Source organism: Methylobacterium sp. TK26 (assembly GCF_055361565.1).
In genome coordinates this window covers 2,417,043-2,439,357 of the sequence record NZ_CM143965.1, presented here as the reverse complement: position 1 = coordinate 2,439,357, position 22,315 = coordinate 2,417,043, and the positions used below count along the sequence as shown (strand labels likewise).

Annotated in this window: 24 protein-coding genes and 1 tRNA gene; 15 read left to right on the top strand and 10 right to left on the bottom strand. The window is 68.3% G+C overall.

What is annotated here, in order from left to right; genetic code table 11:
- Positions 1-129 precede the first annotated feature (129 nt).
- A complete protein-coding gene (locus ACXJ1Y_RS11715; protein WP_463846451.1) occupies positions 130-891 on the top strand; it encodes an RNA methyltransferase in 762 nt (253 codons plus the stop codon).
- On the opposite strand, the gene ACXJ1Y_RS11710 is transcribed toward ACXJ1Y_RS11715, so the two are convergent.
- The gene (locus tag ACXJ1Y_RS11710) at positions 869-1,072 is read right to left on the bottom strand and encodes a hypothetical protein (protein ID WP_463846450.1); all 204 of its coding nucleotides are present in this window, start codon (positions 1,070-1,072) and stop codon (positions 869-871) included. The genes ACXJ1Y_RS11715 and ACXJ1Y_RS11710 overlap by 23 nt on opposite strands.
- A gap of 118 nt (positions 1,073-1,190) precedes the next feature.
- Here ACXJ1Y_RS11710 and ccmA point away from each other — a divergent pair, with 118 nt between their 5' ends.
- The 4 genes from ccmA to dnaA all read left to right on the top strand — a co-directional run bounded on the left by ccmA (position 1,191) and on the right by dnaA (position 5,976).
- Positions 1,191-1,841: a heme ABC exporter ATP-binding protein CcmA gene (ccmA, locus tag ACXJ1Y_RS11705; RefSeq protein ID WP_463846449.1), complete on the top strand. Its 651-nt coding sequence runs from the start codon at positions 1,191-1,193 to the stop codon at positions 1,839-1,841.
- Positions 1,838-2,506, top strand: a complete 669-nt coding sequence (ccmB, locus tag ACXJ1Y_RS11700) for a heme exporter protein CcmB (protein ID WP_243955870.1) — start codon at positions 1,838-1,840, stop codon at positions 2,504-2,506. Before ccmA ends, ccmB begins: the two co-directional genes overlap by 4 nt.
- Positions 2,507-3,703: 1,197 nt before the next feature.
- On the top strand, positions 3,704-3,970 hold the full coding sequence (gene rpsT / locus ACXJ1Y_RS11695) for a 30S ribosomal protein S20 (RefSeq protein WP_243955527.1): 267 nt from the start codon (positions 3,704-3,706) through the stop codon (positions 3,968-3,970).
- 479 nt (positions 3,971-4,449) lie between these two features.
- Positions 4,450-5,976: a chromosomal replication initiator protein DnaA gene (gene dnaA / locus ACXJ1Y_RS11690; protein WP_463846448.1), complete on the top strand. Its 1,527-nt coding sequence runs from the start codon at positions 4,450-4,452 to the stop codon at positions 5,974-5,976.
- On the opposite strand, the gene ybgC is transcribed toward dnaA, so the two are convergent.
- From ybgC to ruvB, 3 genes are all read right to left on the bottom strand, one after another.
- Complete coding sequence (gene ybgC / locus ACXJ1Y_RS11685) at positions 5,967-6,377, bottom strand: tol-pal system-associated acyl-CoA thioesterase (RefSeq protein WP_463846447.1); 411 nt, start codon at positions 6,375-6,377, stop codon at positions 5,967-5,969. The genes dnaA and ybgC overlap by 10 nt on opposite strands.
- Before the next feature lie 136 nt (positions 6,378-6,513).
- Positions 6,514-7,233: a DUF4142 domain-containing protein gene (locus tag ACXJ1Y_RS11680; protein ID WP_463846446.1), complete on the bottom strand. Its 720-nt coding sequence runs from the start codon at positions 7,231-7,233 to the stop codon at positions 6,514-6,516.
- A 340-nt stretch (positions 7,234-7,573) separates the two neighbouring features.
- Complete coding sequence (ruvB, locus tag ACXJ1Y_RS11675) at positions 7,574-8,632, bottom strand: Holliday junction branch migration DNA helicase RuvB (protein WP_463846445.1); 1,059 nt, start codon at positions 8,630-8,632, stop codon at positions 7,574-7,576.
- A 270-nt stretch (positions 8,633-8,902) separates the two neighbouring features.
- Between ruvB and ACXJ1Y_RS11670 the strand changes: the two genes are divergently transcribed.
- Together ACXJ1Y_RS11670 and ACXJ1Y_RS11665 are read left to right on the top strand one after the other, a co-directional pair.
- Positions 8,903-9,058: a hypothetical protein gene (locus ACXJ1Y_RS11670; RefSeq protein ID WP_463846444.1), complete on the top strand. Its 156-nt coding sequence runs from the start codon at positions 8,903-8,905 to the stop codon at positions 9,056-9,058.
- 114 nt (positions 9,059-9,172) lie between these two features.
- Positions 9,173-9,556: a hypothetical protein gene (locus ACXJ1Y_RS11665; protein WP_463846443.1), complete on the top strand. Its 384-nt coding sequence runs from the start codon at positions 9,173-9,175 to the stop codon at positions 9,554-9,556.
- On the opposite strand, the gene ACXJ1Y_RS11660 is transcribed toward ACXJ1Y_RS11665, so the two are convergent.
- A complete protein-coding gene (locus tag ACXJ1Y_RS11660; protein ID WP_463846442.1) occupies positions 9,537-9,761 on the bottom strand; it encodes a hypothetical protein in 225 nt (74 codons plus the stop codon). The genes ACXJ1Y_RS11665 and ACXJ1Y_RS11660 overlap by 20 nt on opposite strands.
- 168 nt (positions 9,762-9,929) lie before the next feature.
- Between ACXJ1Y_RS11660 and ACXJ1Y_RS11655 the strand changes: the two genes are divergently transcribed.
- Entirely contained in the window at positions 9,930-10,841 is a 912-nt protein-coding gene (locus ACXJ1Y_RS11655; protein ID WP_463846441.1) for a GGDEF domain-containing protein, read from the top strand.
- A gap of 193 nt (positions 10,842-11,034) precedes the next feature.
- On the top strand, positions 11,035-11,712 hold the full coding sequence (locus tag ACXJ1Y_RS11650; RefSeq protein ID WP_463846440.1) for a LuxR C-terminal-related transcriptional regulator: 678 nt from the start codon (positions 11,035-11,037) through the stop codon (positions 11,710-11,712).
- Between the two features lie 7 nt (positions 11,713-11,719).
- Here ACXJ1Y_RS11650 and ACXJ1Y_RS11645 read toward each other — a convergent pair whose 3' ends face one another.
- A complete protein-coding gene (locus tag ACXJ1Y_RS11645) occupies positions 11,720-12,847 on the bottom strand; it encodes a DNA topoisomerase IB (RefSeq protein WP_463846439.1) in 1,128 nt (375 codons plus the stop codon).
- A 113-nt stretch (positions 12,848-12,960) separates the two neighbouring features.
- Between ACXJ1Y_RS11645 and ACXJ1Y_RS11640 the strand changes: the two genes are divergently transcribed.
- The 4 genes from ACXJ1Y_RS11640 to ACXJ1Y_RS11625 all read left to right on the top strand — a co-directional run bounded on the left by ACXJ1Y_RS11640 (position 12,961) and on the right by ACXJ1Y_RS11625 (position 16,157).
- Positions 12,961-14,103, top strand: a complete 1,143-nt coding sequence (locus tag ACXJ1Y_RS11640) for a glycosyltransferase family 4 protein (protein ID WP_463850096.1) — start codon at positions 12,961-12,963, stop codon at positions 14,101-14,103.
- A 2-nt stretch (positions 14,104-14,105) separates the two neighbouring features.
- Positions 14,106-14,765 carry a class I SAM-dependent methyltransferase gene (locus tag ACXJ1Y_RS11635; protein WP_463846438.1) on the top strand — a complete coding sequence of 220 codons (660 nt, stop codon included), beginning with the start codon at positions 14,106-14,108 and terminating at the stop codon, positions 14,763-14,765.
- Between the two features lie 98 nt (positions 14,766-14,863).
- A complete protein-coding gene (locus tag ACXJ1Y_RS11630) occupies positions 14,864-15,463 on the top strand; it encodes an NAD(P)H-dependent oxidoreductase (protein ID WP_463846437.1) in 600 nt (199 codons plus the stop codon).
- A 79-nt stretch (positions 15,464-15,542) separates the two neighbouring features.
- Positions 15,543-16,157, top strand: coding sequence for a cytochrome b (locus ACXJ1Y_RS11625; RefSeq protein ID WP_463846436.1), 615 nt, complete (start codon positions 15,543-15,545; stop codon positions 16,155-16,157).
- 3 nt (positions 16,158-16,160) lie between these two features.
- Here ACXJ1Y_RS11625 and ACXJ1Y_RS11620 read toward each other — a convergent pair whose 3' ends face one another.
- A complete protein-coding gene (locus ACXJ1Y_RS11620) occupies positions 16,161-17,063 on the bottom strand; it encodes an AprI/Inh family metalloprotease inhibitor (protein ID WP_463846435.1) in 903 nt (300 codons plus the stop codon).
- Positions 17,060-18,028 (bottom strand): 2-hydroxyacid dehydrogenase, encoded by a 969-nt coding sequence (locus ACXJ1Y_RS11615; RefSeq protein WP_463846434.1) that lies wholly within the window; start codon positions 18,026-18,028, stop codon positions 17,060-17,062. Before ACXJ1Y_RS11615 ends, ACXJ1Y_RS11620 begins: the two co-directional genes overlap by 4 nt.
- 188 nt (positions 18,029-18,216) lie before the next feature.
- Here ACXJ1Y_RS11615 and leuC point away from each other — a divergent pair, with 188 nt between their 5' ends.
- Complete coding sequence (gene leuC / locus ACXJ1Y_RS11610) at positions 18,217-19,629, top strand: 3-isopropylmalate dehydratase large subunit (RefSeq protein WP_463846433.1); 1,413 nt, start codon at positions 18,217-18,219, stop codon at positions 19,627-19,629.
- A gap of 92 nt (positions 19,630-19,721) precedes the next feature.
- A tRNA-Leu gene (locus ACXJ1Y_RS11605) sits at positions 19,722-19,806 on the top strand.
- 68 nt (positions 19,807-19,874) lie between these two features.
- On the opposite strand, the gene ACXJ1Y_RS11600 is transcribed toward ACXJ1Y_RS11605, so the two are convergent.
- Together ACXJ1Y_RS11600 and ACXJ1Y_RS11595 are read right to left on the bottom strand one after the other, a co-directional pair.
- On the bottom strand, positions 19,875-21,068 hold the full coding sequence (locus ACXJ1Y_RS11600) for a GNAT family N-acetyltransferase (RefSeq protein ID WP_463846432.1): 1,194 nt from the start codon (positions 21,066-21,068) through the stop codon (positions 19,875-19,877).
- Positions 21,065-22,009 carry a hypothetical protein gene (locus ACXJ1Y_RS11595; RefSeq protein ID WP_463846431.1) on the bottom strand — a complete coding sequence of 315 codons (945 nt, stop codon included), beginning with the start codon at positions 22,007-22,009 and terminating at the stop codon, positions 21,065-21,067. The genes ACXJ1Y_RS11600 and ACXJ1Y_RS11595 overlap by 4 nt, the downstream gene beginning before the upstream one ends.
- Positions 22,010-22,315: the final 306 nt, after the last annotated feature.

The following is a 22,315-nucleotide window of genomic DNA, read 5'->3' as shown; positions in this document are numbered from 1 at the left end:
ATGCAAGGGCCGTGCGGACGCGCCCGGCGACATAGCAAGGGGCTCCTCCGAGCGGAAGGCTCGGGCTGTCAACCGGCCGGTGTCGTAACCCCCCCTCGACGGACCGCCGGCCCCGTGCCAGAGGGCGGCATGACCCGCGACGACGCCGAAAAGGACCTCGAACTTCCGCCGGGCACGGCGCCGGCCGTGATCCTCGTGGAGCCGCAACTCGCCGAGAACATCGGCATGACGGCCCGCGCCATGGCGAATTTCGGCCTCTCGGAACTGCGCCTCGTCAACCCGAAGAACGGCTGGCCGAAGAAGGGCGTGCGCGAGGCGGCTTCCGGCGCGACCCACGTCCTCGACCGGGCGACGCTCTTCGCCACCGTGGAGGAGGCCGTGGCGGACCTGCATTACGTGCTGGCCACCACCGCCCGCGAACGCGGGCAGATGAAGCGCGTGTTCTCGCCGGAGGAGGGCATGGCCGAACTGGCCGGCCGCGCCGGGCAGCGATGCGGCATCCTGTTCGGGCGGGAGCGGGTCGGGCTCTCGAACGACGAGGTGTCGCTGGCGGACGCCATCGTGACCTTCCCGGTCTCGCCGGATTTCCCCTCGCTCAACCTCGCCCAGGCCGTGCTGCTCGTCGGCTACGAATGGCGCCGGGCGAGCGGCCGGGCGGTGCTGCCCTTCGCGGGGGAGATGCACTCGCCCCCCGCCTCGCGGGAGGCCCTCATCGCGCTGTTCGCCAAGCTGGAGGCGGCCCTCGACGGGGCCGGGTTCTATCCGCCGGAGAAGCGCGGCGGCATCGTGCGCAACATGCGCGACAGGCTGCACCGCATGGAGATGACGGAGCAGGACATCCGCACCTTCCAGGGCGCGCTGCGCTCGCTCACTCGTTCGCGGAAGGGCTGATCGCCGAAAGGTCCGGCGGCTTGCCGCCGCCGAAGCAGCGGCCGACCGCCTCCCAGAACGCGGCCTGCTCCTCGCCTGTGCAGCGCCCGACGCGGGCCGCGACCATGGCAAGGCCCGCCTTGGCGTCCTCGCTGTCGGCGACTTCGGCCTCGGTCGGCGCGGTGACTCGCTCTTGTATCATGGCGTTCCTCCGTGGGGGGACAACGCCCCGGAGCGCGGGCGCTGTTCCGTCCGCCGCCGCAATCGGGCATGGAGGCGCTGCCGGCCGCCTCGATCCGCCGGACGATCTTGAGGAATCCGTGCGGCTCGACGTCGACAATCTCGCCTGCCGCCGCTCCGGCCGCCGGATCTTCGCCGGCCTGACCTTCTCGCTGGGCGAGGGCGGGGCGCTGGCCGTCACCGGCCGCAACGGCGCGGGCAAGTCGAGCCTGCTGGCGATCCTGTCCGGCCGTTTGCGGCCCGATGCGGGGAGCATCGCGGTCTCCGGCGTCGGCGAGGCGACCCTGCCGGAATGCCTGCACGTCGTCGGCCACCGGGACGGGCTGAAATCCGCCCTCACGGCCGGCGAGAACCTGACCTTCGCCCGCGATCTCCTGGGCGCGCCGCGCCTGATGCCGGCGGAGGCGCTGGACCGGCTCGGCCTAGGCCATGCCCTCGACCTGCCCGTCGCCTACCTCTCGGCGGGCCAGCGGCGGCGGGTGGCGCTGGCGCGGCTCCTCGTCTGCGCCCGTCCGCTCTGGCTGCTCGACGAGCCCACCGCCGCCCTCGACGTCGCCTCGCAGGAGGTCCTGGCCGCGCTGATGGCCGAGCACCGGGCCGGAGGCGGCCTCGTCATCGCCGCGACCCACCAAGCCCTCGGCCTGCACGACGCGATGGAACTGCGCATCGACCGCGCCGCGCCGGAGCAGGCCGCGCCCGCTGCCGGGGCGGATGCGGAGGAATGGCTATGATCCGCGCCGGCCTCGCCCTCCTCGCCCGCGACCTGCGGCTCGCCGCCCGCGTCGGCGGATCGGGGACGCTCTCCCTCGTCTTCTTCCTGATGATCGTGGCGCTGGTGCCCTTCGCTTTGGGCCCCGACCTCAACCTGCTCTCGCGGATCGGGCCGGCGATCCTCTGGCTGTCGGCGGTGCTCGCCACGCTGATCGGCCTCGACCGGCTGTTCCAGGCCGACGAGGAGGACGGCTCCCTCGATCTGATGACCGGCGCCCCCGTGCCGCTGGAGGGAATCGTTCTCGCCAAGGTGCTGGCCCATTGGCTCACCACGGGCCTGCCCCTGGCGCTGGCGAGCCCGCTCTTCGGCCTCCTCGTCGCCCTCGACGGCACCGCCATGGCCTCCACCGCCCTGACCCTGGCGCTCGGCACACCGGCCCTGAGCTTCATCGGCGCGGTGGGGGCGGCGCTCACTGCCTCGATTCGCCGGGGTGGGCTCATTCTGGCGGTGCTGGTGCTGCCGCTGATGATTCCGACGCTGATCTTCGGCGTTTCGGCTGCGCAGGCCGCGACGGGCGGGACGGTGCCGTTCCTCGTGCCGCTGGCGGTGCTGACGGGATTGACCCTCATCGCCGCCGTCGTCGGCACGGTGGCGGCGGCGGCGGCGCTGAGATGGCCGGAGTAGTTGTCTCAATCTGCGCCAGCCGTCTGAGGGCCGTTGTCTCGCTCGAAACGAATTAGATTAGTCTAATTTGCAAGAAATTCTACGACAAAACAGTCTCAGTCTAATATATGCTGCCTTTTCCACCATCTTTGCGCACGACAGCGAAGCAATCTAGGGCTGCAAGATTTGCGCAGATGTATTTGATCCCTGGATTTCCTTGCTACGTGCGCAAAGACGGAAGACGTAAAATAAAATATATATTTTGAAGATGTGCTAATCTAGACTGTTTTCTTGCAGTAGGTTTTTTTAAATACTCAAATCCTCCTTCAATATCTTCGCTTCCTCGGAATGTCGAAACTTCAATATGACCGTCTTCGAAGCATTCGATCTCGACACGTAGTCCATATAGTGTCATGTCTACTCGGATAGTGTCTGGTCTAGATCTGTTTAGTGTATATGAGACTTTCCGATCATCCAGCAGGCGCAAGATATTAAAGATTGATCGAGTTTCCACGGTCGTCTACTTTGCTTTTGAAAGCGAAGATCGAACAATAACTCGTAAGCCTTTTTGGCTCCGGGCTCGTTGGCTTGCGCGGCCGCCTTAAGATCAGAGACTTCGGGATCCAAAAACTGTTTCGGAAATTCGCGATTGATCTTTCCGCGGCAATTGGCGGATATGTATTCCTGTCACGTTTCCGCAATTAGTTGATATTTTGGCCGCGATGACTCCCCGCCCGGTTGGTTTATCCACTGCCCGCCGTTCGATTGTCCAGCAGGCGCGCGCGGTTGGCTCGGTAATTACTTTTGTTGAATTACGTACCGCAGTTTTAATAGCTTAACGTTGAGAGTAAGATCAGCTAACAATCTGCGTAGAGACTTTATCTCTGAGAATTGGGGTAAGTTCGAGGTTATCGCCCGATAGCCCTCTCCGGCAAAGATTATTAGGCCTTATATCTGCGTTTAGGTATTTTGTCAGGATCGTTTCGATGCCGGGTGGGCGGAGCGCGATTTGCAAGGTTTTAAATGAAGACTTGAATGGCTCTCCGGGTTCGCACGCGTTGACGCCGGCAGGCCGCATGTCTATAGGAGGCGCTTCGTTGAGAGGCCGCGCTTTTCGCGTGCGCTGCATCTCGGCCATCGCCTGACAACTGATGCGTTGACCGATCCCCGGCCGTGCCGGCCCGTCGGCATCGCCCGACGAGAAACACGAGGACTTACATGGCCAATACCGCTTCGGCCAGGAAAATGACCCGCAAGATCGCCAAGCGCACGGCGATCAACAAATCCCGCCGCTCCCGCATGCGTACCTTCGTGCGCAAGGTCGAGGAGGCGATCGCCGCCGGCAACCAGCAGGACGCGCTGTCCGCCCTGCAGAGCGCCGAGCCGGAGATCATGCGCGCGGCCCAGAGGGGCATCGTTCATAAGAACAACGCCTCCCGCAAGGTGTCGCGCCTCGCCGCGCGGGTGAAGGCCCTGGCGGCCTGATCGCCACGACCCCACCGACCTGACGGTTTTTAAAAAGCCCGGCCATCGCGCCGGGCTTTTTCTTTGCGCGTTGGCCGCCGCGGCCGCGGCCTCACGAAGCGTTAACCCTGCGCCAAAGTTCGCTGCATTGCGGAGTCCACCGGCCCCGTGTAGCTTAACAGAACGTCACCACGCTCAAGCAAAACATGCTGGATCTGGGGATTCCGGCGAATCCCGTGTCGCCGCAAGACTCTAGCTCTTCGCCCAAGCCCGGTTCGGAACACTTGCCGTTGGGAATCTCCGCCATCCCCATAAGTCCCACTGTTAAGGGAACCGCAGGTCTTTGTTGATAGGCTCTTCCAATCGGCAAAAGTTCCTCGTGTCTGGGTTGACTCAACATGTGGAATCAGTCTCGCGCCGTAGTTGCGAGACGCTGACAGCGTGAATCGTGCGTACACGTTGCGGATGATCTTCGTCGGCAACGTGGGGGAGAGCCAGTGATGCGTGTCGACGGAACAGTGGCGAACGGCGACGAGGAGGGGCGCACCCAGGATGGTGGCGCTCAGGAGACCGCTACCCTGGATTACGGCGCGGCCTGGTCTCGCGTGAAGCGCCGCCTGCGCGCCGAGCTCGGTGAGGACGTGTTCGCCAGCTGGTTCGCCCGCCTGGAACTCGAAGGCGTCGCGGGGGGCGCGGGCCGCCTGACGGTGCCGACGCGCTTCCTGAAGAGCTGGATCGAATCCCATTACATCGACCGCGTGCTGGCCACCTTCCGCGCCGAGGCGCCCGATGTGGACCGCGTCGAGATCGGCGTGCGCGGCACGGCGGCCCCCGTCCGCCCCGTCGCCGCCGCGATGAGCACCGCGAAGCCGGCCCCGACCAGCGGCCCGCTCGCCCGCCTGCACGCCACCCCGGCCGCCACGGCCCCTGTGGCGCCGTCGCCGGAGCCGCGCACCGCCTCCGCCGGCGCCGATGCGAACACCGATTTCGCCGGCACGCCCCTCGATGCCCGCCTGACCTTCGCGAGCTTCGTCGTCGGGCGTTCGAACGCCCTGGCCCATGCCGCCGCCGAGCGCATCGCCCGGCACCAGGGGGAGGGTGCCCTCTACAACCCGCTCTACCTCCATGCCGGCGTCGGCCTCGGCAAGACGCACCTGCTGCACGGCATCGGCCATGCCGCCCGCGAGGGTGGGCGCCGGGTGATCTACCTGACGGCCGACCGGTTCATGTACGGCTTCGTCAACGCCCTGAAGACGCAATCCGCGCTCGCCTACAAGGAGCGCCTGCGCGGCATCGACCTGCTCATCCTCGATGACGTGCAGTTCATCCAGGGCAAGTCGATCCAGGCCGAGTTCGGCCACACGATCAACGCCCTCATCGATGCCGGCCGTCAGGTCGTCGTGGCCTCCGACCGTCCGCCGACGGAACTGGAAGCCCTGGAGGAGCGGGTGCGCTCCCGCCTCGCGGGCGGCCTCGTGGTGGAGATCGGGTCGCTGGACGAGCAACTGCGGGTCTCGATCCTCTCGGCGCGCCTCGCCGCCGTGCGGAACTCGCATCCGGGCTTCGATGTGACGCCGCAGGTGGTGAATTACGTCGCCCGGGCGATCACGGCCAACGGCCGCGACCTGGAAGGCGCCGTGAACCGGCTCCTGGCCCACGCGACGCTCAGCGGTACCGCCGTCACCGTCGAGACCGCCGAGACCGCGATCCGCGACCTCGTGAAGAACCGCGAGCCGAAGCGGATCAAGATCGAGGACATCCAGAAGCTGGTGGCGAGCCGCTACAACGTCTCGCGCTCGGACATCCTGTCGGAGCGGCGGACGGCGGCGGTGGTGAAGCCGCGCCAGATCGCCATGTACCTCTCGAAGGTGCTCACCCTGCGCTCCCTGCCGGAGATCGGCCGCCGCTTCGGCGGGCGCGATCACACCACGGTGCTGCACGCCGTGCGCAAGATCGAGAAGCAGATCGGCGAGGACACGGTGCTCGGCGATGAGGTCGAGCTCTTGAAGCGGATGCTTCAGGACTGAGGCGGGCTCAGCAGGGCGCGCAGGCTGTCCGGGAGGCGGACGGCCCGGCCGTCCCGCACGCAGGCCACCGTCACCTCGGCGGCGACGAGGATCTCCTCGCCGCGCCGCACGTCCTGGGACAGGGTCATCGAGGCGCCGCGCAACTCGCGCGTCGTCGTGCGGACGATCAGCTGGTCGTCCATGTAGGCCGGCTTCAGGAAGTCGATCTTCATCCGGCGGACGACGAAGACGAGGCCCTTCGCCTCCCGGTGCAGGTCGGATTGATCGCCCGCGAGGCCGCGCAGAAGCTCCGTCCGGCCGCGTTCCATGAAGCGCAGGTAGCTCGCGTGGTAGACGAAGCCGGAGAAATCCGTGTCTTCGTAGTAGACGCGCACCGGCAGCGCGTGTCCCGCTTCGTCCATCTCAGTCCCTGATCCGCGTGGTCGTGCCGTCGGCACGGGGCGGGTCTCTATAGCGTGTTCGCGTGCCCCTGAATGCGGCGAAGGCCGCCCCCGGCTGGGGACGGCCTCCGCACGCGAACCTTGGTGGGTTCTGGACTTAGCCGCCGTAGCGCATGGCGAGCGTCGACGACTCGGCATGCTCCTGGGCGATGTAGGGCAGCGCCTCGTTGGCGAACTGCCGGCCCTGGGCGTTCTCGCCGCCCTTGGCGTAGCTGTCGTAGAGCGAGAGCGTCCGGGCGTCGGCGCGGGCCTGCTGGTCGATGTAGGTCCGGTCGAAGGCACGGCCGTTCGGGGCCTGCTGCAGCTGCGACAGGCGGGCCTGGCCACGCTCGCCGAGGGCGACGCGACGGCCCGGCTCGGTCGGGCTGTTGTCCACGAGGCCGACGGCGCCGAGGGTGCCGCCCACGATCGAGGTGCCGATGTTGGCGGCGATCGTCACCGGCGCGAGCAGGATGCCGGCCGGGTTCGACAGGTCGGTGCGGATGCCCTGGTTGTCGGAGACGACCGTGCCGCCACGGCTCAGCGAGGTGCCGGCCGGCAGCAGGGCTTCGGTGGTGGCCTTACGCTCGACGAGCACGCGGTTCGCGTAGGAACGGACGCGCGGGTTGCGCGAACGCTCCAGGGCCATGCGGCTCGCCTCGATGCTGGCGGCGTCCGAACGCAGCGCCTCGGCGCGGAATTCCGGGGTCGAGGTGGTGGCCGGGGCGGTCTCGGTCAGGTTCGGGAAGATGCGGACCGGGAGGGCGTCCTGGGCGAGGGCCGGCGTGGCGATGGCGGCAACCGAGAAGCCGAGGGCGGCGAGCGTGGTGTTCTTCATGGTTGGGGAGAATCCTCTCCAAAAGGGGGTTGAGCGGCGCTGGGCGGCGGAGCCCGGCTGCTTGGCACGACATCCCGCATTCGGGATCAGTCGGGCGCTCAACCGGAGCCACACGCCGCTGTTCCATCGATGTTGCATCGCGATCGCGTGATATTCGACGCAGTCAGCGAGCATGGGATTACGCAGACGTAGCCGTTAGACTGGAAGAATTTGAAGGCGTTACAGCGCCTTGGGCCGAAAATAGGCTACGTAGCGCAAGCAACGGCCAAGCTTGTCTGTCGTGTCGCGTTATGTCGCAGGAGAAAGCCTGACCGGAGCGAGATGCATGGCGCGCAATGCGTCAGGCGTCCTCGCCGTTCTGGAACAGCCCGAACTGGTTGGCTGGGTCGCGCTTCGGCTCCGCGAAGCCGAGGTGGCGGAAGGCGTGCCGGGTCAGGACTCGCCCGCGCGGGGTGCGCTGCACGAAGCCCTTCTGGATCAGGAAGGGCTCCACGATGTCCTCGATGGCGTCCCTCGGCTCCGAGAGGGCGGCGCTGATCGTCTCGATCCCCACCGGCCCACCGCCGAAGGAGGTGGCGATGAGGGTCAGGTACTTCCGGTCCATCACGTCGAGGCCGGCGCCGTCCACGTCGAGGAGTTGCAGGGCCCGGTCGGCGATCGCCCGCGTCACCATCTCGGCATCGGCCACGATGGCGAAGTCCCGCACCCGGCGCAGGAGGCGCCCGGCGATGCGCGGCGTGCCGCGCGCGCGCTTGGCGATCTCGTTGGCGCCCTCCGGCGACATGCCGAGCCCCAGCACCCGCGCGCCCCGGCTGACGATCTTCTCCAACTCGTCGATCTCGTAGAATTCGAGCCGGATCGGGATGCCGAACCGGTCGCGCAGCGGCGTGGTGAGCAGGCCGGCGCGGGTCGTCGCCCCCACGAGGGTGAATTTCGGCAGCTCGATCTTCACCGAGCGGGCGGCAGGACCTTCGCCGATAATGAGGTCGAGCTGGTAATCCTCCATCGCGGGATAGAGAATTTCCTCCACCGCCGGGTTCAGGCGGTGGATCTCGTCGATGAAGAGCACGTCGCGCTCTTCGAGGTTGGTCAGCTGCGCGGCGAGGTCGCCGGCCTTGGCGATGACGGGCCCGGAGGTCGAGCGGAAGTTCACCCCGAGTTCGCGGGCCACGATCTGCGCCAGCGTGGTCTTGCCCAGCCCCGGCGGGCCGACGAACAGAACGTGGTCGAGAGCTTGGCCCGTCTTGCGCGCGGCCTCGATGAAGATCTGCATGTTCGCCCGCGCCGCCCGCTGCCCGATGAACTCGGACAGGTTCAGCGGACGGATGGACTGGTCCGCATCCTCTCCGCGCTTCTCGGCCGAGAGGAGGGGATTCGTCGGGGGTTTGGGCTTGGTCATGAACCTTTCGGCGCCTGCGCGTCCGGGACCGCCCCTCCTACCGTGTGGAGTGGGGGAAGTCTAAGCGTGAGGGCATGTCGCCTCTGGCGCGAATCGTCGTGAAGCTGCAACCTTGGCAATGCAACCAAATCCGGCCGGTCAGCGCTTTACGGGTGCGGCCCCGCCGGATCTCTGCACCAGTCCAGGACCATCATGTTGCGATCGCTTTGCCTCGGCGCCGTCTGCGTCGGCCTTGGGTTGGCTTCTGCGCAGGCCCGTTCGACCCGCCCCTTGGAAACGGAGCAGCCCGCCGCCCAGGCGGAGGCGACCGTCCGCCCGGTCTCGGCGATGGTGACGGAGAGCCAGCCTGTTTGCACGCACACCCGCCGCCGCCTCTGGCTCGAAGGCGAGGGCTGGGTCGTCCGCAAGATCGCGACCTGCCGTTAGGCGGGGTTAACGGGCGTTTACGCAGTCCGCGCGGCTGGCGGGGCCGCCGCGCCCGGAACGACATCGGTGATGACCCGTTCCCGGTTCGAGACCGGCCGACACCGGAGCCCCTTCATGCGTACGCGTACACTGACCCTCTTCGCCGTCCTGGCGACCCTGCCTTTCGCGCTGCCCGCCGCAGCGGAAGGGTATCGGTCCTACGGCTATTACGGCACCGGCATCCCCCGCGTGGCCTATGGAAGGGGCTTCGCAGAGCCCTTCGTGGCCGGCGAGTATATCGGGGCGCCCTTCACCCAGGTGCCGAGCCCGAACCGGATCGTCCCGGCCCCGTGGAGCTATGGCACCTATGGCGTGCCGACCGTATCCGGCATCGCGGCCCCGCCGACCGGGGCGCCGACCCTCACGGTGATCCATGCCCCCGGTGCGCGGAAGACGGCGCGCCGCGAGGGTGATGCCGGCGACGTGCGGGTCGTGAACGTCAACGTTCCCCGTCGCTGACCGTCTCGTACCAGCCGGCATAGAGCGTGTTGCGCGCCATGTGCCGGTTGAGGTCGGGCGATCCGTCCTGCCACCAGACCGGCCCGCGCTCGCCGAGGGCGACCTTCGCCACATCGACCGCCGCGCGCGCCGCCTTCATGGATGCCGCATCGCCGCTGCGCTTGGCCTGGGCCACCGCCCGCCGCGCGTCCATCAGGGCGGACACGAAAGCTTTACGCCGCCCTACCGGCAGCGACGGATCAGCGCACCTCCACAGCCTTCCGCGTACGACGAAGTAGCGTCCATCGGGCGTAATCGGCGGCGGGGCCTTCGCCGTTGGCGCGGACTTAAGCTTTTTGCTTTCACGGTGCCCGGAAGGTGAACCGGGACCGCCATGCAGATCGTCGTCGTCGATTCGAGCCAGGTCGTCCTGCGGGTGATCGGCTCGTTGCTCGAAGCGCGCGGGCATACCGTTCACGAGTTCACCGAATCCGATGCAGCCCTGGCCTTCCTCACGGACGTGCCGGAGGTGCGGGTGCTCATCACCAGCCTCGAAGTCCGGCCCATGAACGGGCTCGAACTCTGCTGGGCGGTGCGGCTCCTCGCCGAGGACAGGCGGCCCCTGCACATCATCACGATGTCCTCCGCGAACAGCGTCCACAACCTCGCCGAGGCGCTGGATAGCGGCGCCGACGACTTCATCGAGAAGCCCCCGCGCGCCGAGGAGTTGCATGCGCGGCTGCGCGCCGCCGAGCGCATGGCCAAGCTCCAGGAGGAGCTGATCCGCCTCGCGGAGACGGACGGCCTCACGGGCCTGCTCAACCGGCGTACCTTCCGCGAGCGCATCGACAACACCATCGCGCGGGGCATCACTGGGCGGCCGCCCTCGCTGATCGTGGTCGATATCGATCATTTCAAGCGCATCAACGACGTGCACGGCCACGATGTCGGCGACGAGGCGATCCGCGCCGTGGCGGGCCTCCTCAACGAGAGCGGCATCGTCGGCCGACTCGGCGGTGAGGAATTCGGCATCTTCCTGCCCGAGCGCGACCTCGACTCGGCGCTCTTCCACGCCGAGGGCCTGCGGGTGCGCGTCCGTGCGCTGCGCATCGCCTGCGGCGACGGGACGATCGGCCTGACCTGCAGCTTCGGCGTCTCCACCTGGGCCGAGGCCGACACCGTCCCGGCCCTCATCAAGCGGGCGGATGTCGCGCTCTACGAAGCCAAGGCCGCCGGCCGGAATCGCGTGATGACCGAGACGCGCCGGAATAGCTTGGTGCCGATGTCCCGTCCGAACGTCTCGTAACGGCGCGTCGAAATCATTACAATTTTACGCAATCTCTTTTTCGAACACCGCACCAGGCCAGTTCGCGGAAAACTGGCCCTGGATGTGCGCAGTAATCCTTAATTTCGGCGGTTTGGGGGTGGAACGGATCTTGGAGCTACTTCGGACGACTTGGCCGGAATGTCCCGGTCAGGGAATACGGGGTGCGATAACCATGACCACGCCGATTGGCGTCCTTATCTTGGATGAACCCGAGGACCTGAGCGCCACGGTGCGCGCCAGCCTCGAACACATGCCGGAATTCTCGACCATCGGGGAGGAAGACCTCGCCCATGACGGCGGGCCGGCCGTCGCCCTCGTGTTCCTCGACGAGGCCCGCTTGGCGGATGGCGTCGCGCGCATCAGCGGCCTCAAGGAGCGTCAGCCGAGCCTGCGCGTGCTCGTGTCGTTCAAGGCGCTCACCGCCGACGACCTGCGGGCCGTGCTCGCGGTGGGCGCGGATGCGTTCGTGGCGCGCTCCAAGTCGCCGCGCGATCTCGGCGCCGCCATCGTCGCGCTGGCGGAAGGCGCCGATTGCCTCGTGCGGATGGAGCCGGTTCCGGCGGCCGAGGTGATGGACGGGCAGGGCCTGACGCCCCGTGAGGCGGAAGTGTTGCGCTTCCTCAGCGCCGGCTTCAGCAACAAGGAAGTCGCCCGCCGCCTCGCCCTCAGCGTGCGCACGGTGGAGACGCACCGCCTCAATCTCCGGCGCAAGACGCAGACCGGCCGGCTGAAGGATCTCGTCTCCCTCGCGCGCCAGCTCGGCCTGTCGCCCGTGGTCGATGCGGAGCCCGTCCGCCGCAGCGCCGAGCCGCGCCAGGGCTCGCAGGAGGATCACTCCTCCCGCCACTGAAACGCGTTCAGGCGGCCTTGGCCGCCGAACGCCGTCTCTGCTTGGTCTTGAGCTCCTTGCGGACACGGGCCAGACGCGATTGCAGCAGGCCGAGCACGGCCGCTTCCTCCGCGCGGAGCTTGCCGGGATCCTCGGTGAGTTCGGATTGGACCGCGCCGCTCATCTGATCGAGCAGCGCCCCTTCGAGGTAGCAATCCAGCACCTCGGGATGGATGTAGCACTTCCGGCAGATGGTCGGGGTGTTGCCGAGGCGTTGGGCGACGTCCTCGATCGCTTGGCGCACGTTGCGCTTGGCGCCGGCCTCGCTGTCGAACGCCTCGAAGGCGCGCAGCGCGAGGGCGGCCAGCACCGTGCCGGCCCAGGTGCGGAAGTCCTTGGCGGTGTAATCCTCCCCGGTGATCTCACGGAGGTAGGCGTTCACGTCGGACGAGGTGACGTCGCGCTGGATGCCGTCCTCATCGATGTACTGGAACAGTTCCTGGCCGGGCAGGTCCTGGCAGGCCTTCACGATGCGCGCGACGCGCTTGTCCTTGAGCGAGACGTTCCATTCCTTGCCGCTCTTGCCCATGAAGCGGAAGCTCAGTTCCGCGCCTGCGATCTTCACATGCGGGTCGCGGAGCGTCGTCAGGCCGTAGCTGCGGTTGGTGCGGGCGTAGTCATCGTTGCCGACGCGGATCAGCGTCGTCTCCAACAGGTGGACGACGGTGGCGAGCACCTTCTCGCGCGGCAGGCCCCTGCGCCGCATGTCGGCGTCGATCCGCTCGCGGACCTTGGGCAGGGCGTCGGCGAAGCTCATGATGCGCGAGAACTTGTCGGCCTCGCGCGCCTGCCGGAAATCCGGGTGGTAGCGGTACTGCTTGCGGCCCTTGGCATCCCGACCGGTGGCCTGGATGTGGCCGTTGCGGCGCGGGCAGATCCACACATCGACATAGGCCGGCGGGATGGCGAGCTTCTTGATGCGCTCCAGCGTCGCCCCGTCGCGCACGGGCGATCCCTTGGGGTCGCGGTAGCTGAAACCCTTGCCGCTGCGGCGGCGGGTGAGGCCGGGGCGGCTGTCGTCCATGTAGACGAGCCCGGCTTCCTCGGCGGCGTGTTTCAGGTCGCCGCCGCGCTCGGCCAATTCCACCGCGGCCATGGTGAAAACCCTCCCGTACCGGGCCGGACTTTCCGGCTTCCGACAACTTGGATGCCGAAGCCGCGTTCCGGGTGCGACTTCCGTTTCAGGCCCAGGCGGTGCAGGACCGGGCGATGGAGAACACCGACTCGCCGCGCCGCCTCGTCTTCATCGCCACCGAGGATTGGTTCTTCGCCTCGCACTTCCTGCCGATGGCGCGGGCGGCGGTGGCGATGGGCCTCCAAGTGTCGGTCGTGGCGCGGGTGCGCGACCACGCCGAGATCATCGCCGCGACGGGCGCCCGCGTCGTGCCGTTCGAGGCCGAGCGGTCGAGCCTCAACCCGATGGCGGCCGGCTACGCGGCGGGGCAGCTCGCCGCGATCCTGAAGGCGCTGAAGCCGGACATCGTCCATTGCATCGCCCTCCGCTCGATCCTGGTCGGGGGTACGGCGGCGGCGATGGCGGGGGTGTCCGGCCGGGTCTTCGCCGTCACCGGCCTCGGGCTGATCGGCGCCCGCGAGGACAGCATCGGCCGCACCGGGCGTCTCGCCTTGCGGGCGCTGATCCGGGGGCCGCTCGCCTCCCGCCGCACGCGCTTCCTGTTCGAGAACCCGGACGACGCCCTGGCGCTCGGCCTCGACCCGTCCGACCGCACGGTGACGGTGGTGGGCGGCGCGGGCATCGACCCCGCGCTCTACGCGCCGACGCCCCTGCCGCCGCTCCCGCCCCTGCGGGTGGCCCTCGTGGCGCGGATGCTCTGGTCGAAGGGCGTGGATATCGCCGTCGAGGCCGTCCGCCTCGCGCGGCAGGGCGGTGCGCCGGTCGAACTCTCGCTCTACGGCGCGCCCGATCCCGGCAACCGCCGGGCGATCCCCGAGGCGACGCTCCAATCCTGGAACGGGGAGGGGATCACGTGGCACGGGGCGACGCGCGACGTGGCCTCGGTCTGGGCCGCGCATCACGTCGCCTGCCTGCCCTCGCGCGGCGGTGAAGGCCTGCCGCGCAGCCTCCTCGAAGCCGCCGCCGCGGGACGCGCCTGCGTGACCACCGACGTGCCGGGCTGCCGCGCCCTGGTGCGCGACGGCGTCGAGGGGCTGATCGTCCAGCCGGGTGATGCGGCGGCGCTCGCTGCGGCTTTGTCTCGCCTCGCCGCCGACCCGGCCCTCGTCGCCCGGATGGGCGAGGGCGCCCGCGCGCGGATCGAGACTGGCGGCTTCACCGAGACGGCCGTGACGGACGCCACCTGCCGCCTCTGGCGCGACCTTCTGGATACGTGACCATGCGCCCGCCCGACGATCCCGAAGGATTCATTCGAACCAACACGCGCCTGCTGCCGGTACCGCACGCGCCGGAGATCCGCCTGCACGTCGCCGATGAGGCGACCGCGCTGTGGCAGCGCACGGAGGACGAGCTTCAGGAGATCGGCCTGCCGCCGCCCTTCTGGGCCTTCGCCTGGGCGGGTGGGCAGGCCCTGGCCCGCTACCTCCTCGACAACCCCGCCCTCGTGGCCGGCAAGCGGGTGGTGGACTTCGCCTCCGGCTCCGGCCTCTGCGCCATCGCGGCCTGCATGGCCGGCGCCCACCACGTGACCGCGAGCGACCTCGACGGCTTCGCCGTCGCGGCGATCCGCCTCAATGCGGCACAGAACGGTGTCTCCGAACGGATCGCGCCGACGCAGGCCAACCTGATCGGCGCCCCCTTCGACGCCGACATCGTCCTCGCGGCGGATGTCTTCTACGAGCGCGACGTCGCCGCGATGGTCACGGACTGGCTCACCGGCCTGCAGCGCGAGGGGCGCACGGTGCTGATCGGCGATCCCGGCCGCACCTATCTGCCGAAGGACAGGCTCACTTGTCTCGCCACCTATACGGTGCCGGTGATGCGCAGCCTGGAGGATGCCGAAGTGAAGCGCAGCCACGTCTGGCGGCTGAACGACTGAGCGGAGACGCATCGCAACCCGAAGCCGCTACACTACTTGTCTGGTGGGCGGCCCGTTCCTTGCGCCACCGGCCCCACCTGATTCAAAGGTGTACCATCGTGACACTCACGCCGCGCGTTCCCCGCGTCGTCGCCTTCGCCGCCAGCGCCAAGCGCCCGGCCCGGACACGCTTCCTCGTCGAGGCGGTGGCGGCCGAACTCTTCCGCCTGCGCCGGATCGACCTGCGAGTCTACGATCTCCTCGACGCCGGCCCCGGCCTCGGCGCGACCCAGCGCTCGGACCTGACCCTGCCCGCCGCGCGGATGATCGACGCCATCGAATCGGCGGACGCCCTCATCCTCGGCACGCCGGTCTATCAGGGCGGCTATGCGGGCCTGTTCAAGCACGTCTTCGATTTCATCGACCCGGCGAAGCTCGCCGGTCGCCCGGTGGTGCTGACCGCCACCGGCGGTGGGCTGCGCCACGCGCTGGTCGTCGAGAATGCGATGCGCCCGCTCTTCGGCTTCTTCGCCGCCCATGTGGCGCCGACTTCGGTCTATGCCGGGCCGGACTGCATCACCCATGAGACCGTGACCGACCCGGCCATCGCCAAGCGGATCACGGCGGCGGCAAGCGAACTCTCGGCGCTCATCGACGTCGCCCGTGCGGCCGAGGCCGCGACAACGGCGCGACACACGTTCGAAACCTCCGCAGGTTAGAACCGCTCGACACGCTGCAATGCTCGGTGCCACCCTTCGGCCGGCGCCGCGTCGCGGCGAGCGATCGTCCGGAGGGTGCATGTCTGGTTCCTCGATTCCGTCGCGGCAGGGCGGCGGCCCCGTCCTTCCGGCGACCTACACCACCGCCTCCGGTATTCCCCGCTACAACCCGCTCTCCCAGGCGCTGCACTGGCTGACGGTCGTCCTGTTCCTCGCCATCCTGCCCCTCGCCTGGGTCGCCCTGGCGCTTCCGAACGGCGAGTCGAAGGGCACGATGTTCGTGCTCCACAAGTCGACGGGCCTGACGATCCTCGCGGTGGTGGTGATCCGCATCGTGTGGCGGATGATCAGCCCGGCGCCGGCCGATCCCAAGACGCCGAAGGGTCTCGAACTCATCGCCCGGGTCAACCACTGGCTGCTCTACGCGATCTTCCTGATCATGCCGGTGAGCGGCTACCTGCTCAGCGCCTTCTCCGGCCGCTCGACCCCGTATTTCTGGCTCTTCACCATCCCCGGACTGGAGAAGAACGAGGCCCTGCACAACGCCTTCGAGGCGGTGCACGTCTTCGGCCAGTTCGCCGTGTATCTCCTCGTCGCGCTGCACATCGCCGGCACGGCGTGGCACCTCGTGATCCGCCGCGACGGCCTGCTGGAGCGGATGCTGCCGGTGCAGGACGGGCGCGGCAGCCGCTGAGCCCTACGGCGTCACCTTGCGCAGGACCAGGGTGACGCCTGTTTCCGGATCGCGTCGCCAGCCGCCATCCCCGTTCGGGACGAGATCGATCGTGTGGCCGCGCTTGGCCACCATCGTCATCCGGCCGTTGGCGAAGCGCCACGTCACGGGATCGAAGACCTCCATCCCGTCGTCGCGGCACCCCGGCAGGAGTTTCACCGTGCCGTCCGCCGCGAGGCCGAGGCGGCAGGTGCCCTGCTGGCGCAGCCGGTCGAGGCGGTAGGTCCCGGCCTGCTGCAACAACGCCGGAATGGGGGCGGGGGCCGCCGCTGCCGTGGTGGGCTCCCCCAGGGACGGCACGGCAGCCGGCATCGCTACCGTGTCTGCCGGCGGCGGCTCGGCGCCGGGCGGGCGCATCCCCGCCGTGTCGAGGGGCACGAGGCTGTAGGTCTCGCCGTTCTCCGTGGCGGCATAGCTGCGGCGGTCCTGGCGGCGCTTGAACGGCAGCACCGGACGGACATTGGCGTCCACCAGCCGCACCGCATCCTCGGAGTAGAGCCATCCGGCCACATTGGCCATGAAGGGCAGCGACCGGCGGCATCCGGCGGGGAAATTCACCTTCTGTCCGGCCGGGCCCCTGTCCGGCAGCAGCGTCATCACGCAGCGGCGGTTCGTGCCGTCGCGTGACAGGTCCCAGGTGCCGGGCACCTCCGCGACCTTGGTCGGCAGCGTGTCCTCAGGGAAGGCCGGTGTCATCGGGACGGCGGCGGGCGTCGGCGGGGCCGGCGGCGGCGTGAGGGTGTTCTCCGGCGGCTGCGAGCCGAGGGAGAAGCCCAGCGCGGGGGACATCGCATCCTGCTGCGCGAACGCCGCGACCGGCGCGAGCACCAGGGCCGCCGCGAGGACGAGGGGGGTGGTGCGCGTCACGCCTTCGGGCTCCAGGGCGTCTCGGCGACGGGGGTGATCGGCCCGCGCCCCTCGAACCACGACAGCACGTTGTCCACGACGAGCTGTGCCATTGCGGTGCGGGTGTGCTCCGAGGCCGAGCCGACATGCGGCAGCAGCACGGTGTTCTCCAGCGCCATCAGTTCGGAGGGGACATGCGGCTCCTTCTCGAACACGTCGAGCCCGGCCCCGTGGATCGTGCCGGCCTTCAGCGCCGCGATCAGCGCATCCTCATCGACCACGCTGCCGCGCGCCACGTTGACGAGAATGCCCTCCGGCCCGAGGGCCTGAAGCACCTCGGCATCCACGAGGTTCTTCGTCTCGGCACCGCCGGGCGCCACGACGATCAGCACATGCACCGCCTTGGCGAGGCCGACGGGGCTGTCGTGATAGGCGTAGGCCACGCCCTCCTGCCGGTTGCGGCCGTAATAGGCGATCTCGACCTCGAAGCCTTCGAGCCGCTTGGCGATGGCGCGCCCGATCCGGCCCAGCCCGAGGATACCGACCCGCCGGCCGCGCAGGGAGGCGGTGAGCGGGAAGGGCGCCTTGGGCCAATGGCCCTCGCGCAGGTAGCGGTCGGCCTGCGGTAGCCGGCGGATCGTTGCCAGGACGAGGCCGACGGCGAGGTCTGCGACCTCGTCGGTCAGCACGTCGGGGGTGTTGGTGACGACGATGTTCCGTTGCGCGGCGGCCTTCGCATCGACCGCATCGTAGCCCACGCCGAAATTCGCGATGAGTTCGAGGGCGGGGAGGCGGTCCATCAGCGCGCCGTCCACGCCGCCGCCGACGCACAGGCCCCGGATGCGCGGCCCGACCTCGCGCAGCAGCGCCTCGGGATCGGCCGTGCCGTCGAGGCGGTGGACCGTAAAGCGGCTGTCGAGGGTGCTCTCGACCAGCGGATGCATCCTGCGCAGGAGCAGGATCTCGGCGGGCTCGGCTCCGGGCATCGTGGCGGGCCTCGTGTCGGAAAAAGGCGGGGAGGAGAGCGGTGCGAGCGAGGGCATACGCTGTTGTGTCGGGCTTCCGCTAGAACCGGCATGCGACGCCTCTTCCGAAAACGCCCGCCGATCCTTACTAAGGAGCTTCGGACAGGAGCGACAGCGCCGCCGAGGCCATTCCCGAAGACAGCAAGACCATGACCAGCCCTCGCACCCTCTACGACAAGATCTGGGACGACCACGTCGTCGATGTCCAGCCGGACGGCACCAGCCTCCTCTACATCGACCGTCACCTCGTACACGAAGTGACGAGCCCCCAGGCGTTCGAGGGGCTTCGCGTCGCCGGCCGCAAGGTCCGCGCGCCGGGCAAGACGCTCGCGGTCGTGGATCACAACGTGCAGACCTCGGACCGCACGAAGGGCATCGACGATCCGGACAGCCGCATCCAGCTGGAGGCGCTGGCCGAGAACGTGCGCGACTTCGGCATCGAGTTCTACGATGCCCTCGACCGCCGCCAGGGCATCGTCCACATCATCGGGCCGGAGCAGGGCTTCACCCTGCCGGGCCAGACCATCGTCTGCGGCGATTCCCACACCTCGACGCACGGCGCCTTCGGCGCGCTGGCCCACGGCATCGGCACCTCGGAGGTCGAGCATGTTCTCGCCACGCAGACGCTGGTGCAGAAGAAGGCCAAGAACATGCGGATCACCGTCGACGGCAAGCTGCCGGCGGGGGTGACGGCCAAGGACATCATTCTCGCGATCATCGGCGAGATCGGCACGGCCGGCGGTACCGGCCATGTGATGGAATATGCCGGCGAGGCGATCCGCGCCCTCTCGATGGAGGGCCGGATGACCATCTGCAACATGTCGATCGAGGGCGGCGCCCGCGCCGGCATGGTCGCCCCCGACGAGATCACCTTCGCCTACGTGAAGGACCGGCCGAAGTCGCCGAAGGGCGAGGCCTACGACCGCGCGCGGGCCTATTGGGAAAGCCTCGTGACCGACGAGGGCGCCCATTTCGACCGCGAGGTGCGCCTCGACGCGGCCAACCTGCCGCCGCTGGTGAGCTGGGGCACGAGCCCCGAGGACGTGATCTCGATCCAGGGCCTGATCCCGGATCCGGCCGCGATCGCCGACGAGAACAAGCGGCAATCCAAGGAGAAGGCGCTGGCCTATATGGGCCTGACGCCGGGCACCCGGATCACCGACATCGCCCTCGACCGCGTGTTCATCGGCTCCTGCACCAACGGGCGGATCGAGGATCTGCGCGAGGTCGCGCGGGTGGTGGGCGAGCGCAAGGTCCACCAGAACGTCTCGGCCATGATCGTGCCGGGCTCGGGCCTCGTGAAGGCGCAGGCGGAGGCCGAGGGTCTCGACAAGATCCTGAAGGCGGCGGGCTTCGACTGGCGTGAGCCGGGCTGCTCGATGTGCCTGGGCATGAACCCGGACAAGCTGCGGCCGGGTGAGCGCTGCGCCTCGACCTCGAACCGCAACTTCGAGGGCCGCCAGGGTCCGCGCGGCCGCACGCATCTCGTCTCCCCCGCGATGGCGGCGGCGGCGGCGGTGGCGGGCCGTTTCGTGGATATCCGCGAGTGGCCGAACGCCTGAGCCGAAGAAAATGGCGGCGCGGCGGAATCGCGATTGACGCAGGCCCCTGCGCCGCCTAAACGAACCCCGTCGCCGGCCAAGGCCGACGGCGAGCCCAGGTGGCGGAATTGGTAGACGCGCTGGTTTCAGGTACCAGTCTCGCAAGAGGTGAAGGTTCGAGTCCTTTCCTGGGCACCATCAGCGGCCTAAAGCGCTGATCCGCAAAAGATCCCCTACAAAACTGAGCCGATCACGACCGAACCGGTTCAGAGCTTGAACGCACTGAACCGGCCGAGCCATGTCCGCATCCGGCGGTCAAGCTCCGGGCGGGTCCGCAGGTGGCCGACGAGGAGGGCGCGGGCGGCGGGTGCGAGACCGCGCCAGCTCAGGGGCCGAACGAAGTCCACGAGCGGTAGCGTCTCGCAGCCGAAGCGGCGCTTGTAATCGTAATTACCGATGCTGAAATCGAAGGTGCGGACGCCCTCTGCGTGCAGGGCCGCCATGGTCCGCTCGATGATCAAACGGCCCGGCGAGCAATTCGCCCAACGGCCGCCCGTCTGGCCAATGCGGATCATGATGTAGCGGTCGCCCTGGCGCAGTCCGAGAAGACCCGCCACCATCTCCTGTTCGGCACCGTCGTCCGCCATCAGCGCTGTCAGCACGGCGCTGCCGTCGGCGAGCGCCCGTTCCACCAGCCGGCGGTAGAACGCTGCGACGTCGGGCTCGTTGAGGAAGTATTCCGTCCCCAGCGACGCCATCCGCGTTTCCTGGCGCCGGTCGATCGCCGCCAGCAATCGCTGCGCGTGCTCAGGCTCCGTCACACGCACGAAAGCCGCGCCGGGATTCTTTGAGAAAACCCGCCAGCTGCGCTCCAGCTCCTTGCGCACGGTCTTCTCGAGGCCCGACCGCCGCCATCCGTCGTAATCGCCGTCGATCCGGATGACGTTGCCGTTCAGGGCGCAGGCGACGGCGCCCGGCAGCAGGGTGAGCGGGTTCGGCCGCTGGCGCTGGTCGGCCTCCATCTTGGCGAGGCGGATCAGGTCGGCGCGCGGCAGGGCGCGGCGGACGGCGCGCCACAGCCGGATCGCCTCGGCCCGCCCGCGCGGCGCGGCTGGTCCCAAGATCGGGGCGTTGTAGTCGGTGAGATTGAGATCGGCGAACTCGATCACTCGCAACGAAGCGATCCGCCGCAGCACCAGGGGGAGCACCATGGCGAGATCGCCGGTCCGCCCATCGCGGATCGTCACGATGAGCGTCGTGACGTCGTCCCGGTCCGCCAGGGTTTCGTACCAGCTGTCGAGCCACGTCGCCGTCTGGAAGATCGTCGGCGAAAAGCCGCCACGGAACGCCGACTCGCCGGCCTGCCGTGCGACCTCGACCCGGTACTCGACCGGGGTCGCAGGCTGCCCGGCGAGACCGTGCGCGGGGGACTGACCGAGTTCGCGATCCAGAACGGTCACGCCGCCGCCTGGGCGTCGATGATCTGTCCGGGATTGGCGCCGTCGAGCCGGAAATCGACCACCCGTCGGGCATGGCGCTCGCGCTTGACCCAGCGGCTGTTGCGCAAAGCCTTCTGCAGGACGGCCTTCGACCAGTAGGACGGCCCAGAGATCGAACGGCTTTTCGGCGCGATGCCGAGCCGATGCCGGAGCAGGCCGTTGGCGAGGTTCAGGTTCTGCAACCGATGAATCTCCTCGTTGGTGAAGGAGACCGTCATCGAGACGTTCAGGCAATCGAGGTTTTCGACCCGATGCGGTGCGTTCAGCGGCCAGCTCAACATCTGGCCCGGCTCCAGATCGAGCACGCGGGCATGCTCGTCGTACCAGGGCTCGTAGGGCAGATCGACCTCGATCTCGAAGAGGGCGATATCCTCCAACTGACGGTCGGTCAGGAAGGGCGGCGAGTTCGGATAGACATAGACCCGCTTGCGGCCGATCAACTGCCAGAGATGCTGGCCGGGCAAGTCGGCGTGGTAATAGACCTGCGCCCCCGGAGATGAAATCAGGATGCCCGCGCTGCGATGGCGCGTCGAGAAGCCCGGCAGACGCTGGGCCATCTCCGCAAAGACGGCATCGGCCACGTCGGCGAACCGCTTGTCCACCTTCAGGACGTTGCGCAGGTTCAGCCACATCCGGCCCTTGGAGATCGCGTCGATCACCGCCTCGCCGGGGAGGCCGCCGGTGTCGCCCTCGCGCCAGAAGCGCCGGCCGCCGCGCCCGCCCATATGGATCAGGCTGTACTGATCGCGCGGATAGGTATCGATCAGCTGCGCCAGCGATTCACGCGAGAAGAGCGGCATCGTGTGCAGGCGGTGCTGCAGGCGTAGGGGTTGGTGCCCCCAGAGCGCCGTGTGCTGGTCGGACCAATCGGTGAAAATCGGGTCGCTGCTCTTCGCGTCCATCACAACCTCGCGCCGCCATCCTGTCTCGTCTTGGGACATGCCGTGTTATGCACGTCCCGTCAGTCCTGATTTCGTCCCGACACTGGATCGATATTGTCCCAGGGGGATAGCATATTTGCGATAGTGCAACTCGAGGGCCACGAGGACAATCGCCGCGTCGGAGGGAATGTCACGTCGTAGGAAGGCGGGCAGACGGTTGTCGCGCTCGGCGACGACCGGACGGAGACGCGACGGGCCGCTTGCCATCTCACGCACCTCGAAGGGCCATGGTTCGAGATAGTCGGATTGTTTCGGGTGCATCAATGA